General features: G+C 66.4%; 18 protein-coding genes. 5 read left to right on the forward strand and 13 right to left on the reverse strand.

The window, feature by feature from the left end:
* Nucleotides 1-269 precede the first annotated feature (269 nt).
* Nucleotides 270-1,268 (reverse strand): class 1 fructose-bisphosphatase, encoded by a 999-nt coding sequence (locus PQU96_RS10475; protein WP_272772271.1) that lies wholly within the window; start codon nt 1,266-1,268, stop codon nt 270-272.
* 181 nt (nt 1,269-1,449) lie between these two features.
* Complete coding sequence (ppsA, locus tag PQU96_RS10480) at nt 1,450-3,837, reverse strand: phosphoenolpyruvate synthase (RefSeq protein WP_272772272.1); 2,388 nt, start codon at nt 3,835-3,837, stop codon at nt 1,450-1,452.
* A 297-nt stretch (nt 3,838-4,134) separates the two neighbouring features.
* On the opposite strand from ppsA, the gene ppsR reads away from it, so the two are divergent.
* The 3 genes from ppsR (at nt 4,135) to PQU96_RS10495 (ending at nt 6,579) form a co-directional block, all read left to right on the forward strand.
* Nucleotides 4,135-4,956 (forward strand): posphoenolpyruvate synthetase regulatory kinase/phosphorylase PpsR, encoded by an 822-nt coding sequence (ppsR, locus tag PQU96_RS10485; protein WP_272772273.1) that lies wholly within the window; start codon nt 4,135-4,137, stop codon nt 4,954-4,956.
* Nucleotides 4,957-5,176: 220 nt separating this feature from the next.
* On the forward strand, nt 5,177-6,202 hold the full coding sequence (trpS, locus tag PQU96_RS10490; protein WP_272772275.1) for a tryptophan--tRNA ligase: 1,026 nt from the start codon (nt 5,177-5,179) through the stop codon (nt 6,200-6,202).
* 59 nt (nt 6,203-6,261) lie between these two features.
* The gene (locus PQU96_RS10495; protein WP_272772276.1) at nt 6,262-6,579 is read left to right on the forward strand and encodes a chorismate mutase; all 318 of its coding nucleotides are present in this window, start codon (nt 6,262-6,264) and stop codon (nt 6,577-6,579) included.
* A 104-nt stretch (nt 6,580-6,683) separates the two neighbouring features.
* Here the strand turns inward: PQU96_RS10495 and PQU96_RS10500 are convergent, their stop codons facing one another.
* On the reverse strand, nt 6,684-7,292 hold the full coding sequence (locus tag PQU96_RS10500; protein ID WP_272772277.1) for a LysE/ArgO family amino acid transporter: 609 nt from the start codon (nt 7,290-7,292) through the stop codon (nt 6,684-6,686).
* Between the two features lie 115 nt (nt 7,293-7,407).
* Here PQU96_RS10500 and argP point away from each other — a divergent pair, with 115 nt between their 5' ends.
* Nucleotides 7,408-8,310, forward strand: coding sequence for an HTH-type transcriptional regulator ArgP (gene argP / locus PQU96_RS10505; RefSeq protein ID WP_272772278.1), 903 nt, complete (start codon nt 7,408-7,410; stop codon nt 8,308-8,310).
* 115 nt (nt 8,311-8,425) lie between these two features.
* Here the strand turns inward: argP and PQU96_RS10510 are convergent, their stop codons facing one another.
* The 10 genes from PQU96_RS10510 to PQU96_RS10555 all read right to left on the reverse strand — a co-directional run bounded on the left by PQU96_RS10510 (nt 8,426) and on the right by PQU96_RS10555 (nt 17,330).
* Nucleotides 8,426-8,776: a hypothetical protein gene (locus PQU96_RS10510; protein WP_272772279.1), complete on the reverse strand. Its 351-nt coding sequence runs from the start codon at nt 8,774-8,776 to the stop codon at nt 8,426-8,428.
* 13 nt (nt 8,777-8,789) lie between these two features.
* Nucleotides 8,790-9,557, reverse strand: coding sequence for an MBL fold metallo-hydrolase (locus PQU96_RS10515; RefSeq protein ID WP_272772280.1), 768 nt, complete (start codon nt 9,555-9,557; stop codon nt 8,790-8,792).
* A gap of 10 nt (nt 9,558-9,567) precedes the next feature.
* Nucleotides 9,568-10,353: a TatD family hydrolase gene (locus tag PQU96_RS10520; RefSeq protein ID WP_272772281.1), complete on the reverse strand. Its 786-nt coding sequence runs from the start codon at nt 10,351-10,353 to the stop codon at nt 9,568-9,570.
* Between the two features lie 104 nt (nt 10,354-10,457).
* Complete coding sequence (locus PQU96_RS10525; RefSeq protein ID WP_047967842.1) at nt 10,458-10,829, reverse strand: PilZ domain-containing protein; 372 nt, start codon at nt 10,827-10,829, stop codon at nt 10,458-10,460.
* Nucleotides 10,830-10,841: 12 nt separating this feature from the next.
* A complete protein-coding gene (gene holB, locus PQU96_RS10530; RefSeq protein ID WP_272772282.1) occupies nt 10,842-11,849 on the reverse strand; it encodes a DNA polymerase III subunit delta' in 1,008 nt (335 codons plus the stop codon).
* Nucleotides 11,849-12,475: a dTMP kinase gene (tmk, locus tag PQU96_RS10535; RefSeq protein ID WP_272772283.1), complete on the reverse strand. Its 627-nt coding sequence runs from the start codon at nt 12,473-12,475 to the stop codon at nt 11,849-11,851. Before tmk ends, holB begins: the two co-directional genes overlap by 1 nt.
* 2 nt (nt 12,476-12,477) lie before the next feature.
* The gene (gene mltG / locus PQU96_RS10540) at nt 12,478-13,467 is read right to left on the reverse strand and encodes an endolytic transglycosylase MltG (RefSeq protein WP_272772284.1); all 990 of its coding nucleotides are present in this window, start codon (nt 13,465-13,467) and stop codon (nt 12,478-12,480) included.
* A 121-nt stretch (nt 13,468-13,588) separates the two neighbouring features.
* Complete coding sequence (locus tag PQU96_RS10545) at nt 13,589-14,146, reverse strand: DUF2946 family protein (protein ID WP_272772285.1); 558 nt, start codon at nt 14,144-14,146, stop codon at nt 13,589-13,591.
* A gap of 14 nt (nt 14,147-14,160) precedes the next feature.
* Nucleotides 14,161-16,638: an ABC transporter permease gene (locus PQU96_RS10550; protein ID WP_272772287.1), complete on the reverse strand. Its 2,478-nt coding sequence runs from the start codon at nt 16,636-16,638 to the stop codon at nt 14,161-14,163.
* The gene (locus tag PQU96_RS10555; RefSeq protein ID WP_272769977.1) at nt 16,635-17,330 is read right to left on the reverse strand and encodes an ABC transporter ATP-binding protein; all 696 of its coding nucleotides are present in this window, start codon (nt 17,328-17,330) and stop codon (nt 16,635-16,637) included. The genes PQU96_RS10550 and PQU96_RS10555 overlap by 4 nt, the downstream gene beginning before the upstream one ends.
* Here PQU96_RS10555 and PQU96_RS10560 point away from each other — a divergent pair.
* Complete coding sequence (locus PQU96_RS10560; RefSeq protein WP_272772289.1) at nt 17,329-17,931, forward strand: arylesterase; 603 nt, start codon at nt 17,329-17,331, stop codon at nt 17,929-17,931. The two genes, PQU96_RS10555 and PQU96_RS10560, sit on opposite strands and share 2 nt — an antisense overlap.
* The last annotated feature ends 95 nt before the right edge of the window (nt 17,932-18,026 follow it).

The raw sequence follows: 18,026 nt of genomic DNA on the forward strand, positions 1-18,026 counted from the left end.
AGTGCAAGTATTTGGCTTGGCCAGACACTTACACCTATCGGTTATTCGTTTTGTTAAAGAGCAGTGCTGCGTCGCGTTTCGTTTGCGGCGTCAGCTGAGGAGGCGAACTATAGCGAAGCACGCCCCCTCCGTCAACACCCCGCCACGCACTTTATCGCACCAAATCGGCAAGTCCTTGATTTCACAACCACCCCACCGCCAAGAAAAATGAAAAAGGTTGGCCGCAATGCTTGCGGCCAACCTTGAGCACTTCAAATACGGCGCGAGAATTACGCGTGATAAGCGGTGACGCGCTCCACTTCTTCCTTGGAGCCGAGGAATACCGCCACCCGCTCGTGCAGACCGTTAGGCTGGATATCGAGAATACGCTGATGGCCGTTGGTCGCCACGCCGCCGGCCTGCTCGATGATGAAGGCCATCGGGTTGCCTTCGTACATCAAGCGCAGCTTGCCCGGCTTGCTTGGTTCGCGCGCATCCTTCGGATACATGAACACACCGCCACGCACCAGGATGCGATGCACCTCGGCCACCATGGAGGCCACCCAGCGCATATTGTAGTCCTTGCCCAACGGGCCTTCGCTACCAGCCAGCAATTCGCCGATGTAGCGTTGCACCGGAGCTTCCCAGTGACGCTGATTGGACATGTTGATGGCGAATTCCTTGGTGGTTTCCGGCACCTGCATGCGCGTATTGGTCAACACCCAGGAACCCAGCTCACGATCCAGCGTGAAACCGTATACGCCCTGACCGAAGGTCAGCACCAGCATGTTCTGCGGACCATACAGTGCATAGCCGGCGGCCACCTGGCGACTGCCCGGTTGCAGGAAGTCCTGCTCGGTTGGCTGCTCGTTACCTTCCGGCGCTTCCAGCACCGAGAAGATGGTGCCGACCGAGATGTTGACGTCGATATTGGAAGAACCATCCAGCGGGTCGAACAGCAACAGGTAACGGCCACGCGGCATGTGATCCGGGATCGAGTGCGGCAGCTCCATCTCTTCGGAGGCCATCGCGCCGAGGTTACCACCCCACTCGTTGGCTTCCAGCAGGATGTCGTTGGCGATCACGTCCAGCTTTTTCTGGGCTTCGCCCTGCACGTTGCCGGTACCGGCCTCACCGAGCACACCAGCCAGCGCGCCCTTGTTGACGGAGTGGGCGATGGCCTTGCAGGCGCGGGCCACGGTTTCGATCAGCAGACGCAGGTCCGGCGGCAGTGCACCGTGCTGGCGCTGTTCTTCGATCAGGAAGCGGGAAAGGGAGATACGGCTCATCGTTGTCCTCGTATCGCAAGGTAGGTGGAAGGGGCTATGGGCAAAGTTTACCATCGCCCTTCTGCCATCGGGGGTGTTACCTGCGAACTACATGAATTGACAAAGAAAAACGCCCGACTTGGGCGGCGAGTGCACTCGATGCGCTCGCCAGTCGGGCGTTGACAGGATCAGGCGGTCAGGCTCAGGCGTTGAGTTCCTTGGCCAGGTACAGCCAGGTTTCCACCACGGTGTCCGGGTTCAGCGAGATGGTCTCGATGCCCTCTTCCACCAGCCACTTGGCGAAGTCCGGGTGATCGGACGGGCCCTGACCGCAGATACCGACGTACTTGTCGAGCTTGCGGCAAGCCTGGATCGCCATGTGCAGCATGGCTTTCACCGCTTCGTTGCGCTCGTCGAAGGTGGTGGCAATCGGGCCGCCGGAGTCGCGATCCACGCCCAGGGTGAGCTGGGTCATGTCGTTGGAGCCGATGGAGAAGCCGTCGAAGAATTGCAGGAACTTCTCGGCCAGTACCGCGTTGGTCGGCAGTTCGCACATCATGATCAGGCGCAGGCCGTTTTCGCCACGCTTCAGGCCGTTGGCGGCCAGGATCTCGATCACTTTCTCGGCTTCGGCCAGGGTACGCACGAACGGGATCATCACTTCCACGTTGGTGAGGCCCATCACGTCACGCACTTTCTTGATGGCGCGACATTCCAGCTCGAAGCAGTCGCGGAAGCTGTCGGCCACGTAGCGCGCCGCGCCACGGAAGCCCAGCATCGGGTTTTCTTCGTGCGGCTCGTACAGCTGGCCACCGATCAGGTTCGCGTATTCGTTCGACTTGAAGTCGGACATGCGCACGATGACCTTTTTCGGGTAGAACGCTGCGGCCAACGTCGACACGCCTTCGGCGATCTTGTCGACGTAGAAGTCGACCGGGCTCGCGTAACCGGCGATGCGATCGGTAATGGTCGCCTTCAGGTCGGCCGGCAGGGTATCGAACTCCAGCAGCGCCTTCGGGTGGATACCGATCTGGCGGTTGATCACGAACTCCATGCGCGCCAGACCTACACCTTCGTTCGGCAGCTGCGCGAAGTCAAAAGCCAGTTCCGGGTTGCCGACGTTCATCATGATCTTGACCGGGGACTTCGGCATCTTATCGAGCTCCAGCTCGATGATTTCCACATCCAGCAGGCCGTCGTAGATATTGCCGGTGTCGCCTTCGGCGCAGGATACGGTTACCTGCATGCCGTCGCGCAGCAGGTCGGTGGCGTCGCCACAACCGACTACGGCAGGAATACCCAGTTCACGCGCGATGATCGCGGCGTGGCAGGTACGGCCACCACGGTTGGTCACGATGGCAGCGGCGCGCTTCATCACCGGTTCCCAGTCCGGATCGGTCATGTCGGTCACCAGCACGTCACCGGCCTTGACCTGATCCATCTCGGACGCATCCTTGATCATGCGTACGGTGCCCTGGCCGATCTTCTGGCCAATGGCGCGGCCTTCGGCCAGCACAGTGGACTTGTTCTTCAGGCGATAGCGACGCAGGGTGTCCTTGCGGTCTTCCTGCGACTTCACGGTTTCCGGACGGGCCTGCAGGATGTACAGCTTGCCGTCGGTACCGTCACGGCCCCACTCGATATCCATCGGGCGGCCGTAGTGTTTTTCGATGATCAGCGCGTACTGGGCCAGCTCTTCCACTTCCGCGTCGGAGATCGAGAACTGCTTTTGCAGTTCCGGCGCCACGTCGACGGTTTTTACCGAACGGCCGGCTTGCGACGCGTCGGTGAATTCCATCTTGATCAGCTTGGAGCCCATGTTCTTGCGCAGCACGGCCGGACGGCCTGCTCGCAGGGTCGGCTTGTGAACGTAGAACTCGTCCGGGTTCACCGCGCCTTGCACCACTGTCTCGCCCAGACCATAGGAAGAGGTGATGAACACCACATCTTCGAAGCCGGATTCGGTATCGATGGTGAACATCACGCCTGCTGCGCCGCTATCGGAACGCACCATGCGCTGCACACCCGCCGACAGTGCCACCACATCGTGGGCAAAGCCTTTGTGTACGCGATAGGAGATGGCGCGGTCGTTATAGAGGGAAGCGAAAACGTGTTTCATGGCGTCCTTGACGTTGTCAAGGCCACGAATGTTCAGGAAGGTTTCTTGCTGGCCTGCGAACGAGGCATCGGGGAGGTCTTCTGCGGTGGCAGAGGAACGGACTGCGACGGAAATATCGGCACCACCGGCATCGGCGACCATTTTGTCCCAGGCTGTCTTGATGTCTTCATCAAGCTTGGCCGGGAATGGGGTGTCGATGATCCATTGCCGGATTTCCTTGCCGACGCGGGCCAGTTCGGTGACATCATCGATATCGAGTTTGCCAAGGGCTTGGTTGATTCGGTCGGCGAGGCCATTGTGCTGCAAAAAGTCACGATAGGCGTCTGCAGTGGTTGCAAAGCCTCCCGGTACTCGCACGCCGGAGTTTGCCAGCTGACTGATCATTTCGCCGAGAGAGGCATTCTTGCCGCCTACTTCTTCAACGTCGGTCATGCGCAGCTTCTCGAACCAGATGACGTAGTTCTCTGCCATCACTTCACTTCCTGTATGTGGATTGGACGATAGGGATAGCGCATTCTAGCCGAACAAGTCGCTGTTTGCGTAGCTACTTCTGCACTGCACAACGCAGGGTTTGCCCTGACTCAAGGCGCAATGCCGCTTTCTGGTGTTCTGCCCTGCACCACAATGTCGCGCTTTTGCCGACTGCCGCTGTAGTCGGATAACTACAGCGCACCATCGGCAGCCGCCATGCTTGCGGCTTGCATCCGCCGCCGCCTGCCCGCAGACTTGTTGCCGTAGACCGCCACTGGACATTTGCAGGAAATCACCATGCCGCACCGCCGTTCCGTTTTTTTTGTTTCCGACCGCACCGGGATCACCGCCGAATCACTCGGAAACACCCTACTGACGCAATTTGATGCCCAAGAATTCAAGCGCGAGACGGTACCGTTCATCGATACCGTAGAGAAAGCGCAGGAGCTGACGCGCCAGATCGACGAAGTCGGCGCCACCGACCACCTCAAGCCACTGGTGTTCACCAGCATCATCAAGGCCGATGTTCGCGCCGCACTGCAGATCAGCCACGCGCTGGTGATCGATTTTTTCGAGACCTTCATCGGCGAGCTGGAGCGGGAACTGGGTGAAAAAGCGACACTACAGCTCGGTAAAGCGCATGGCATGAGCAACGAGGAGGAATACGACCACCGCATCGAGGCGGTGAATTTCTCGCTCAATCATGATGACGGCGTAAAACTGAAGGACCTGGCCGAGGCCGACGTGATCCTGGTCGGCGTGTCGCGTTCCGGCAAGACCCCGACCTGCCTGTACCTCGCGCTGCAGTACGGCATCAAGGCGGCCAACTATCCGCTGACCCCGGAAGACCTCGACAGCCCGACACTGCCGAAGATGCTGCTGCCGTACCGCAGCAAGATGTTCGGCCTGACCATCGACCCGGCGCGCCTGCATCACATCCGCTCCGAGCGCCGTCCGGATTCGCGCTACGCCAGCATGGACAACTGCCGCCGCGAGGTGAACGAGGCCGAGTCGATGTTCCGCCACCATTCGGTGCCCTTCATCAGCACCACGCACAAGTCGATCGAGGAGATCGCCTCCACCATCATGCACAAGGCGCACCTCACCCGCCGCTTCTAAAAACGGCTTGACGCCCGCAGCGATGCCGTGATCTGATGAAAAACATGACTACCAAACCCGCAACCGCAGCTTTCTTTTTTTCCTGGTGGCGCCTCTGACGGCGGCACCGCGGTTGCGTACGTAAAGCAAACCCGGGAGCAGCCGACAAGGCGCCCGGGTTTTTTGTTGTCCCCCTCTCCCCTGCGCCAAGTCGGTCTCCCGCGAAATAACGGAGATCAGCATGGACATCCTCAGCACCGTATCCAGTAACGACATCATCCTCACCGGCGACCGCACCACCGGCCCGCTGCACCTTGGCCACTACGTCGGCTCGCTGCGCAACCGCGTGATCCTGCAGGAGCGCTGCCAGCAATTCCTGCTGCTGGCCGACGCGCAGGCACTCACCGACAACATGGGCAACTACCTGAAGGTGCGCGACAACGTGCTGCAGGTGGCGCTGGACTACCTCGCCGTCGGCATCGACCCGGCCAAGAACACCATTTTCATCCAGAGCCTGGTGCCGGAGCTGATGGAGCTGGCGTCCTACTATCTCAACCTGGTCACCGTATCGCGCCTGGAGCGCAACCCGACCATCAAGGACGAGATCAAGCTGCGCGGCTACGAGCGCGACATCCCGGCCGGTTTCCTCACCTACCCGGCCGCCCAGGCCGCCGACATCACCGCGTTCAAGGCCACCATCGTGCCGGTGGGCGCCGACCAGATCCCGATGATCGAGCAGACCAACGAGATCGCCCGTCGCTTCAACGGCAGCGTCGGCCGCGAGGTGCTGGTCGAGGCCCGCGCGGTGGTGCCGGCCGCCGGCGCGCGCCTGCCGGGCATCGACGGCAAGGCCAAGATGTCCAAGTCGCTGGGCAATGCGCTGCCGCTGTCGGCCAGCGCCGACGAGATCAGCCACGCGGTGAAGATGATGTACACCGACGCCCTTCACCTGCGCGTCGACGATCCCGGCCAGGTCGAGGGCAATGTGGTGTTCGCCTACCTGGACGCCTTCCACCCCGACGCCGGCCGCGTGGCCGAACTGAAGGCGCACTACCAGCGCGGCGGCCTGGGCGATGCGCAGATCAAGCGCGAGCTGGAGGACATCCTGCAGACGCTGCTGGCGCCGATCCGCGCCCGCCGCGAGGAGTACGCGCAGGACCCGGCGCAGGTGATGGCGCTGCTGAAGGAAGGCACCGCCAAGGCACGCACGGTGGCGGCGCAGACGCTGGCCGAAGTGAAGGCCGCGATGGGGCTGAACTACTACTGAGATCGTTTACCTTGCGGCCAACCTTCAACGTTGGCCGCACCGACATCGGGAGTCACACCATGGAATGGGTTTACCAGTGCCGTAACCTGGACGAAGTCCGCACACAGATCGATGCCCTCGACCGTGCCATCGTCAGCCTGATCGCCGAGCGCGGCCTGTACGTGCAGCAGGCCGCCGCCTTCAAGCACAGCGACGCCGAGGTAGAAGACGGCAAGCGCGTCGACCAGGTGATGCGCCGCGTCACCCGACTCGCCGGCGAGCTGGGCGCCGACGCCGCGCTCACCGCCAGGATCTACCGCACCATGATCGGCCACTTCATCGACAGCGAACGCGAAGAGCGGCTGCGCCTGGTCGACGAACGGGAGGCGCACGCATGAACGATGACGGCTCCGGCTTTTCCACGGTGCGATGGCGCCCCATCGCACCCGACAAAAAAGGCGACACCATGTGGTGTCGCCTTTTTTCATGCCGGCCGTGCAACTCAGGACAGCGCCAGCGCGCCGGCCAGCGTCCACATCACCGTGCCCACCACACCGTCCAGCACCCGCCACGACAGCGGCTTGGCAAACAGCGGCGCCAGCAGCCGCGCGCCGTAGCCCAGCGTCGCAAACCACAGCACCGACGCGGTACACGCCCCCAGCGCAAACCACAGCCGGCCGTCGCCCGCCTCCTGCCCGCCGATGCTGCCCAGCAGCACCACGGTATCCAGGTACACGTGCGGGTTCAGCAAGGTCAGCGCAAGCACCGTCAGCAGCGCCGCCTGCAGCGGCATGGCAGTGGCCCCGGCCGCGATCTGCAGGCTCTCGTCGGCCAGCACCGCCCGCCACGCGCGCAGGCCGTACCAGAACAGGAACGCCGCCCCGCCCCAGCGCGCCGCCTCCAGCAGCAGCGGACTCTGCTGGATCAGGCTGCCCATGCCGGCCACGCCGGCGGCGATCAGCACCGCGTCGCACAGCATGCACACCAACACCGTCACCCCGACGTGCTGGCGCAACAGGCCCATCTTCAGTACGTGGGCGTTCTGTGAACCGATGGCCATGATCAGGCTGGCGCCCAGACCCAGGCCCTTGAAATAGCTTGCTGTCAGCATGGTGTGCTCCACGAGGTAAGGTTGGCCGCAGTATCGCCGCAGCCGCCACGCAACAACAGCAAGATTAAATTATCTTGGCTATCATTAATTTCGTTTCACTTACGCTTCCCCCATCATGAAACTCGACCCCAGGCACAGCGAAGCCTTTCTGGCCGCGCTGGACAGCGGCAGCTTCGAGCAGGCCGCGCAGGATCTGCACCTGACCCCGTCCGCCATCTCGCAGCGCATCCGCGCGCTGGAAGAGGTGCTCGGCAAGCCGCTGCTGATCCGCAGCCGCCCCTGCCGCGCCACCCGCGAAGGCCAGCTGCTGCGCCAGCACCTGCAGCGCGCCGCGCTGCTGGAAGCCGATCTCGCCGCCACCTTCGCCGGTGACGACAGCGCGATGCTCAGCGTGTCGCTGGCGATCAACGCCGACAGCATCGCCAGCTGGTTCCTGCCGGCGCTCACGCCCTTCCTCGTCCGCGAGCGCGTGCTGCTGGACGCGATCGTCGACGACCAGGACCACACCTACACCCTGCTGCAGGCCGGCATGGCGCTGGGCTGCGTGTCCACCGAGCCGCAGGCGATGCGCGGCTGCAGCGCGAGCCCGCTGGGGGTGATGCGCTACCAGGCGCTGGCCAGCGCCGACTACCACGCACGCTGGTTTGCCGGCGGCGTCAGCCGCGACGCGCTGCGCCGCGCGCCGGTGATGATCTACAACCGCAAGGACAGGCTGCAGGCCGACTGGCTTCTGCAGCACTTCGGCCTGCCGGACGACAGCTACCCCTGCCACTTCCTGCCCGCGTCCGACCCCTACCTGCAGGCGGTGCGCCTGGGGCTGGGCTGGGGCATGCTGCCCGACGTGCAACTGGCGGCCAGCGGCCTGGCCGACACCCTGCTGCCGCTGCAGCCCGACAAGCCGGTGGACGTGGCGCTGTACTGGCACCACTGGCAGGTGCAGTCGCCACGACTGGCGCGCCTTAGCGACGTGTTGATAGAAGCCGCGCGCGCCGTGCTGCGGCCAACGTCGACCGGCTGAGCCGTCCCGTACAAGCGGCTTACTCCCGCCAGAAACAAGGTTGGCCGCACGCCGTGGCAGGCGGTGCGGCCAACTGTTGACGGGTTACACGGCGCTAGAGCGCGCCGTGCCTGACTTACTGCGCGACCGGGCCGGCCGGTAGCGGCAGCAGCTTGCCCATCGCGCTGGCGCCCTGCGCCGCGTGCTCCGGCAGCAGCTGCATGCCGAGCCAGACGCCGCCGACGATCAGCAGCACCACCAGCCCGCCCTTCCAGATGAAGCCGAACGACCAGTCGGCCTCGTCACGGTGCCGCAGCGCGAACAGGAAGGACAGCGGCGGAATGAAGAAGGTCAGCGAGCCCCACACGATGCGGCCGTGGTTGAAGGCCGCCATCGACGCGCCCAGGCAGCCGAGGTAGAACACCACCACGGCAACGGAAAACACCAGACCGATCAACGCGACCAGCCCCAGAATCAGCACACTCATTGTTTGTCAGCTCTTAAAAAGTCAGTTGCAGGCCATCGTACGCCACCGCCACGCCCGGCGGACACTGCGCCGACAACGCCTGGTATTCCAGCTGGTGCGTCATGTGGATCAGGAAGGTCTGCCTTGCGGCCAACCTTTGCGCCCACTCCAGCGACGCCGCCAGATGCAGGTGCGAAGGGTAAGGCTCCGGCCGCAGGCAGTCGAGGAAAAGCGTGTCCAGCCCGGCCAGCAGCGGCAGGCTGGATTCGGGAATGTCGGACACATCGGTCAGCCACGCCACATCGCCGATGCGCCAGCCAAGGCAAGGCCAGGCGCCGTGCTGCAGCGGGATCGGTGTCACCGTCACGCCGTTGATGTTCAGCGGCGCCGACACCAGCTCGGTGTGCAGCACCGGTTTGTCCCACACCGGCGACGGCGGCGCCAGCGCGTAGTCGAAGCGGCGGCGGATGTTGTCGAGCGTGAAGGCGTTGCCGTACAGGGTAACCGGTCCCTTCTTCACGTAGCAGAAGGCGCGCAGATCGTCGATGCCGTTGAGGTGGTCGGCGTGCGGGTGGGTGTAGAGCACGGCGTCGACGCGGCGGATGCCTTCGCGCAGCGCCTGCTGGCGCAGATCCGGCGAGGTGTCGATCAGCACGCCGGCGTCGCCGATGCGCACATAGGCGGAACAACGGGTGCGCCGGTTGCGCGCATCGTCAGAGCGGCAGGTCGCGCACTCACAACCGATGGCCGGCGTGCCGCTGCTGGAGCCGCAACCGAGTACCGTCCACTGCAGCTTGCTCATCGCCATCCCCTTAGCCCTGCCCCGCGACGCGCTGCGCCTTGCTGAACAGGCGGAAGTAGTTGTCGGTGGTCGCCTCGGCCACCGCCTCGAACGACAGGCCGCGCAGCTCGGCGATGTGCGCCGCCACGTGCTTGACGTAGGCCGGCTCGTTGGTCTTGCCGCGGAACGGTACCGGCGCCAGGTATGGCGAGTCGGTCTCCACCAGCAGGCGATCCAGCGGCACCTTCTGCGCCACCTCCTTCACCACCGCGGCGTTCTTGAAGGTGACGATGCCGGACAGCGAAATATGGAAGCCCAGATCCAGCGCGGCACGGGCGGTCTCCCAGTCCTCGGTGAAGCAGTGCATCACGCCGCCGGCCTGATCGGCGCCGTGCTCGCGCATCATGCGCACGGTATCGGCGGCGGAAGAACGGGTGTGGATCACCAGCGGCAGCCCGCTGCGGCGCGCGGCGCGGATGTGCACCGCGAAGCGCTCGTGCTGCCAGGCCAGATCGCCCTGGCACCAGTGGTAGTCGAGGCCGGTCTCGCCGATGCCGACCACCTTGGGGTGCAGCGCGTGCGCCACCAGCTCGTCCTCGCTGAATTCCTCGGCCTCCGGATCGTCCGGGTGGATGCCAACGGTGGCGAACAGGTTGGCATGCGCCTCGGCCAGCGCCAGCACCTCAGGGTACTTGGGCCGGCTGACGCCGATCACCATCGCGTGGCTCACGCCGTTGGCGGCCATATTGGCCAGCACTTCCGGCATGCGCGCGGCAAGGTCGGGGAAATTGATATGGCAGTGCGAATCGACCAGCATGATGGGCTTCCAAAAAAATTGCGGCCAACGTTGGCCGCAACATCTGACCGGCTAAATTGTAGAAGATCGGCCGCGGCCAGGGAATGCCCGCCTGCGGCTTTGTGTCACATGGTGTGCGTCGGCCGCGTCGAGTTCAGCGCGCCGCCGAGCAGGCTCTCGATCTTCAGCCGCGCCTGCTTGCAGGTCTCGTCGGCGGCGAACTCGATGCCGATGCCCTGGTTGCGGTTGTTGTTGGCGCCGGCGGGGGTGAGCCACGCCACCTTGCCGGGGATCGCCAGCTTCTGGGTGTCGTCCAGCAGCGTCAGCAGCAGGAACACCTCGTCGCCAAGGTTGTAGTCGCGGTTGGTCGGCACGAAGATACCGCCGTTGCGCAGGAAGGGCATGTAAGCCGCGTACAGCGCGCTGCGCTCCTTGATCGACAGCGACAGCACGCCGGGGCGGCTGGCGTCGGGCTTGATCTCGACTGCGTTATCCATGCTTGTCCCCTGTCATGCGGGTTTGCCGGCAAAGGCTTTCAGGTAGTTCATCAACAGGGCCTCCAGTTGCAGCCTTGTCACCAGGGTGTGCTGGCCGTACGGCGCCAGTGCGGTCAGTTCGCGCTGGCAATCCATTAAAGCATGGATGTTCAGCCGTGGCAGCAGGCGCTGCATCGCCGCCTGCTGCGCCGGGAAGTAGCGCACCGCACCGCCCAGCCGCAGCGCGGCCAGGTCGTGCAGCCATTTGCCCAGCCAGCGCAGCGGCAGCTCCAGCGCCACCTTCTGCTTGTCGACGGCGTCGGCGAGGCTCAGCACGCTGCCCATGCTGCACTCGGTCAGCCCGGACACGAACTGCTTGCGCAGCGCCGCCTCCGCCGCGTCGTGCTCGAACAGCGGCATGCCGCCGTGGAACGCCAGCTCGGCCGCGGCGTCGGCTACGCCCTGCTCGTTCACCCATGCCAGCGCCTGCGCCGAGGTGGGCAGGCTGAGCGGGAACTGGCGGCAGCGGCTCTTGATGGTCGGCAGCAGGCGCTGCGGCGCATCGGACACCAGCAGGAACACCACCTCGGCCGGCGGCTCTTCCAGCACTTTCAGCAGCGCGTTGGCGGCGGCCGGGTTCAGCGCCTCCGCCGGCTCCACGATCACCACCCGCCGGCCACCGCGGTGGGCGCTGAGGTGGGCGAATTCGATCACGTTGCGCACGCCGTCGATCTTGATGACCGGCAGCTTGCGTTTCGGCGCCTTGGCCTCCTTGCCCTCTTCCGCTTCCTCGTCATCACTGTGCGGCGTCAGCACGCGCAGGTCGGGATGGTTGCCGGCGGCCAGCCAGTGGCAGGCCGGGCACTGGCCGCAGGCGCGGTGGTCGGCCTGCGGCGCCTCGCACAAGAGCGCGCGCGCCACTTCCTGCGCGAATTCGCGCTTGCCGATGCCGGCCGGGCCGCTGAGCAGCCAGGCGTTGGGCAGGCGCTCGAAGTTGGCGGCCAACCTTTGCCAGTCGCCGGCTTGCCACGGGTAACGCATCAGGCCTGCGCCTTCAGTTCGGCCAGCCGGCCGGCCAGCTGCTGCTGGATGGTGGCGAGGTCGCCGCTGGCGTCGACCACGAAGAAGCGCTGCGGATAAGCGGCGGCGCGGGCGAGGTAGCTGTCGCGCACGCGCTGGTGGAAGTCCTCGCGCTCGCGCTCGAAACGGTCCGGCAGCCGCGTCTGACTCAGGCGCTGCTGCGACACCTGCAGCGGCACGTCGAGCAGGATGGTCAGGTCCGGCTGCAGGCCCTGCTGCACCCACTCCTCCAGCTGCGCGATGCGCTTGGCCGGCACGCCGCGGCCACCGCCCTGGTAGGCGAAGGTGGCGTCGGTAAAGCGGTCGCTGACCACCCAGCGCCCCATGGCCAGTGCCGGGCGGATGATGGAGGACAGCAGCTCCTGGCGGCTGGCGAACATCAGCAGGGTCTCGGTATCCAGCGTGGCCTCGGTGTCGACGTCGAGCAGCAGCTCGCGCAGCTTCTCGCCCAGCGGCGTACCGCCCGGTTCGCGGGTAAACACGGTGTCAACGTTGGCCGCAGCCAGCCAGTCGCGGATGAAGGCCAGATGCGTGGTCTTGCCGGCACCGTCGAGTCCCTCCAGCGTAATGAAGCGCGCTCTGGACATCGTCAACCTTTCTTCAGGATGTATTGGCGGACGGCCTCGTTGTGCTCGTCCAGTGTTTCGGAGAATTGGGTAGTGCCGTCACCGCGCGACACGAAGTACAGCGCGCGGCTCGCGGCCGGGTGCGCGGCGGCGTCCAGTGCCGCGCGGCTGACCAGCGCGATCGGCGTCGGCGTCAGCCCGGCACGGGTATAGGTGTTGTATGGCGTGTCGCGGCGCAGCGCGTCCTTGCCGATGCGGCCGCGATAGCGCTCGCCCATGCCGTAGATCACCGCCGGATCGGTCTGCAGCCGCATGCCGATGCGCAGGCGGTTGACGAACACGCTGGCCACCATGCTGCGGTCTTCCTCGTGCGCGGTTTCCTTCTCGATCAAGCTGGCCATGATCAGCAGCTGGTACGGGGTCTGGTACGGCAGGTCGGCATCGCGCGATTCCCACACCGTCTGCAGCTGCTGCATCAGCGTCTGGTTGGCACGGCGCAGCAGTTCCACGTCGCTGCTGCCGGGCAGGTAGTAGTAGGTGCTGGGGAAGAACAGGCCTTCGCCGCTGCCCTCGGGAATGCCCAGCTCGGCCAACAGGCGCTGCTCGCTCCAGCCGGCGCTGTCCTGGCGCAGGTCTTCCTCGCCCAGCAGGGCGGCGCGGAACTGGCGCAGGGTCCAGCCCTCGATGATGGTGACGCTGGCCTGGTCGGGGTGGCCGTCGTTGAAGCGCGACAGGTACTGCCACAGCGCGGTCGCACCGGAGAACTGGTACAGGCCGGCCCTGAGCTTGCGGTCGCTGCCCATCATGCGCGAGATCGCCACCATCACCCAGCGGTTGCGGATGGCGCCATCCTCTTCCAGCGTGCGCGCCAGCTGGCCCAGGGTGCGGTTGGGGGCCACGCTCACGGTATAGGGCGAGCCGGGCGGGGTCACCGGAACGGCGACCACCCAGGCCAGCCACAGGGCAAACAGCAGCGCGAGCGCGGCAAGGATACGGCCTATCAATCGGTGCATACGGACTTCATCAACTCAGGTAAAAAGAGGCGCTGGCGCCGGGTAAATAAGGGGCGCTGGCGCCGGACGCGCGATGATACCACGCACGCCGGTCGCCTTCCGCGCCAAAGCGGCGCACCGTTCAGGGCTGCGGCGACAGCACCACACCGTAGCGCCGCGACACGTCGGCGGCGGCCAGCGGCCGCAGCAGCAGGCTGCCTTCGGGCAGGCGCAGCTGCAGCGCAAGCGCGCCCTCTTGCCACGCCGCCCAGTCGGCCGCCGTCGGCGGCTGGCCGTCGCTGCTACGCAGCATCGCGTCGCTCAGCGCCAGCAGCTCGCGGTCATCCACCACCGCCAGCTCGCCGCCGGCCTCGACGAACAGCCGCCCGTCCTCGTCCAGCAGCGCCAGCCGCGGCGTGCCGGGGTCGATGTCCGGCAGCCAGTGCCAGCCGGCCTCGCCGCGGCGCGCCACGTAGGGCGCGGCGTCGAGCGCGACGTAGACCTTTTGCGGGCCGTTCTGCACGTAGTAGCGGCCGTCGCCGTCGCGCGCGTAGTTGCGGCGGAAGAAATCCACGATCGCGGCCTGGTTCAGCCGCTCCTCGCGCAGCCACCACTGGCCGCGCGTATCCAGCCGCAGCCAGCCGAACACGGCCGGCACGTTCGGCCACTTGACGAGTGACGCCAATACCATTGCATCCATGATTCGCTCCTGTCTCAGCTGTTGCGCAGTATGTCGGTGGGCGGGGTGCGCGTGATTTTACGCAGCAGCGGCCAGCCGGCAAGGCCGACCACCGCGCCGCCGCACAAGGCACCCAGCAGCGGCAGCCACAGGTTGGGCGCCAGCGGCAGGTTGAACAGCTGCACCGCCACCAGGCTGCCGATCGCCATCGCGCCGATGCCGGCCAAGAGCCCGGTCAGGCCGCCCAGCCACGCCAGCTCGGCGAGGATCACCGCGCGCACCTGCTGCCGCGAGGCGCCCAGCGCGCGCAGCAGCGCGACGTCGAACTGCCGCTCGTCGCGGGTGGCGGCCAGCGCCGCCCACAGCACCAGCACCCCGGCGGCCAGCGCCAGGCTGAACATGGTTTCCACCGCCAGCGCCAGCCGCCCGATCACCGCCTTCACCTCGCGCACGATGACGCTGATGTCGATCACCGTCACATTGGGCAGCGCCGCCACCAGCCGGTTGTTGAAGTCCCGGTCCGGCGCGCGGTAGCTGGTGATGTAGCTGGCGCTCTCGCCCCCCATCCAGCCGGCCGGCGCGATCACGAAGAAATTGGGCTGGAAGCTGTCCCACGCCACCTTGCGCAGGCTGGTCACCGGCGCCTGCCAGCGCTTGCCGGCGATGTCGAACACCAGCACGTCGCCCATGCGGATGCCCAGTGTCTCGGCCAGCCCCTGCTCCACCGAGAACGCCGGCTGCGTGCTGTCCGCCGGCCACCACCTGCCGGCGGCAAAACCGTTGCCCGGCGGCGGCGCGGCGCGCCACGACAGGTTGAACTCGCGCTCGGCCAGCCGCTGCGCGCGCTCGTCCTGGTAGTCGCTGCCCTTCACTTCGCGCTCGTTGATCATCAACAGCCGCGCCCGCGTCATCGGTGCCGCCTGCGGCGCGCTGCGGCCAACCTTGGCGAACAGCGCGTCCAGCGTCGCCTGCTGTGGCGCCTGCAGATTGATCAGGAACGAATCCGGCGCATCGGCCGGCAGCGACTTCTGCCAGGCGCCGATCAGGTCGTCGCGCACCACGGTCAGCGTCAGCAGCGCCATCAGGCTCACCGACAGCGCCGCGATCTGGATCACCGCCAGCCACGGCCGCCGCGCCAGGTTGGCCGCACCGTGGCGCCAGCCGACGGCACCGGACAGCGGCACGCGGCGCAGCAGGCGCACCACGCCCCAGGCCAGCAGGCCGACCGCCAGCAGGAAGCCGACCAGCCCGCCCAGCAGCCACAGCGCCAGCGTGCTGTCGCCGACCTGCCACGCCGCCAGGCCGAGCAGCGCGACAATGGCCAGCAGCGGCGCCAGCAGCGAACGGCTGGAGGTCGGCATGTCGGCACGCAACACCGCCACCGCCGGAATGCGGCGCAGCGCCAGCAGCGGCGGCAGCGCAAAACCGGCGAGCAGGATCAGCGCCGACAGCGGCCCGCTCAGCCAGGCGGTTAGTGCCGGCGCCGGCAACCCCGCGCCCAGCCACTGCTGCGCCAGCAGCAGCAAGCCGGCCTGCACCCCATAGCCGGCGACGGTGCCGAGCACGCCGCCCACCAGCGCCAGCCACAGGAACAGGCTGCCCCACACCAGCGCCACCTCGCTACCGGTCTGCCCCAGCGCGCGCATCACCGCCACGCTCTGCCAGTGCCGCGCCAGGTAGCGGCGCACCGCCAGCGCCACCGCCGCCGCCGACAGCAGCACCGACAGCAGCGCGGTCAGGCCGAGGAAGCGTCGTGCCCGTTCCAGCGCCGATTTCACCTCCGGCCGCGCCTCCTCGACATCCTCCAGCCGCGTGCGGCGGTCCAGCTGCGGCGCCAGCCACTGGCGGTAGCCGGCCACGCTGGCGGCATCGCCTGCCACCATCAGCCGGTAGCGCACGCGGCTGCCGTCCTGGACCAGACCGGTGGCGGCCAGATCGGCGTGGTTGAACAGCACGCGCGGGATGAAGTTGTACAGGTCCATCGCCCCGTCCGGCTCGCGCAGCACTTCCGCGCTCAGGCGCAGGCTGACGTTGCCGAGGCGCACGCTGTCCCCGAGGCGCAGGCCCAGCTTCTGCAGCAGCCGCGTATCGGCCCACAATTCGCCCGGCGCCGGCGCCAGCCGCCCCGCTTGCAAACCCTGTTGCGTGCGCAGCTGCACCTCGCCGCGCAGCGGATAGCCGCTGCTCACCGCCTTCAGCGTCGCCAGCACCGCCTGCTCGCGGGCGAACACCATAGATGGGAAGGTGGCCGCCTCCGCCTGCAGCAGGCCGCGCTGTGCCGCCTGCTGCCGCCACGCGTCCGGCGGCGGCCGGTTACCGTTGGACACCAGGTCGGCGGCCAGCAGCTGGCTGGCCTGCCGCGTCAGCGCCTGCTCGATGCGGTCGGAAAAGAAGGCGACGCTGCTCATCGCCGTCACCGCCACCAGCAGCGCCAGCAGCAGCACCGTCAGCTCGCCGGCACGCAGCTCGCGCCGCAACAGGCGCCAGCCCATCTGCAGCGACAGCCGGCTCATGTCGCCTCCCGCTGCAGGCGGCCGTCGTTGAGGCGGTAGACCGCGGCACAGCGCGACGCCAGCGCGGTGTCGTGGGTGACCAGCACCAGCGCTGTGCCGGCCTCGGCGTTGAGCTGGAACAGCAGCTCGATCACCTGCCGCCCGGTGGCCGGATCGAGGTTGCCGGTCGGCTCGTCGGCAAACAGCAAGGTTGGCCGCACCACGAAGGCGCGCGCCAACGCCACCCGCTGCTGCTCGCCGCCGGACAGGTGGCGCGGGTAGTGATCGAGACGGTGGCCGAGGCCGACACGCTGCAGCATGGCGCTGGCGGCGGCGCGGGCATCGCCGCGTCCGGCCAGCTCCAGCGGCAGCATCACGTTTTCCAGCGCGGTGAATTGCGGCATCAGCTGGAAGTTCTGGAACACAAAGCCGACCTTGTCACGGCGCAGCAGCGCGCGCTGGTCCTCGTCCAGCGCCGACAGCGCCTGGCCGGCCAGCCACACCTCGCCGGAACTTGCCGGGTCCAGCCCTGCCAGAATGGCAAGCAGCGTGGATTTGCCGCTGCCGGAGGCGCCGACGATGGCGACGCTCTCGCCGGCGGCGACACTGAAGCTGGCTTGGTGCAAGATGGTCAGCGTCTGGCCGTGGTAGTCGACCTGGCGCGCCAGCGCTTCGGCGCGCAGGATCACGTTATTTTCTGGAGATGGATTCATGCTTTATCGCTGCTTTCTGCTGGTTGTCTTGCTGCTGGCGCCGCACATGGCACACGCCGCGCGTATCGTGGTGTTCGGAGACAGCCTGTCCGCCGCCTATGGCCTGCGCCCGGAGCAAGGCTGGGTCAGGCTGCTGCAACAACAACTGGGCAGCACGCATCAGGTCATCAACAGCAGCCTGTCCGGCGAGACCACCGCCGGCGGTTTGGCGCGGCTGCCGGCGGTACTGCGGCAACAGCGCCCGGAGGTGCTGATTCTGGAGCTGGGCGGCAACGACGGCCTGCGCGGCCTGCCGCTGCCGGCGATGCAGGACAACCTGTCCGCCATGGTCCGCCTGGCCCAGCGCGCCGGCGCGCGGGTGCTGCTGGTCGGCATGGCGCTGCCCCCCAATTATGGCCCCGATTACGGTGCCAAGTTCCGGCAGGTGTATGACAAAGTCGCACGCCGGCACAAGGTAGCGCTGGTGCCGCTGCTGGTAGCCGGTTTCGAGCAGGACCTGGCGCTGTTCCAGGGCGACGGCATCCACCCGGTCGCCGAAGCGCAGCCGCGCATGGTACGCAACGTGCTGCCGGCGCTGACGCCGCTAATCGCCAGAAAATAGCAGGAATTGCTGTTTTTTGTGGCGAACGCAACGTTTTTCAGGCTTTTCCCACACTTCATGACATAAAGGTTAACCTTGTGACGGCGGCGGCCCAT

The organism is Vogesella margarita (genome assembly GCF_028548475.1).
GTDB classification, from domain to species: Bacteria; Pseudomonadota; Gammaproteobacteria; order Burkholderiales; family Chromobacteriaceae; genus Vogesella; species Vogesella margarita.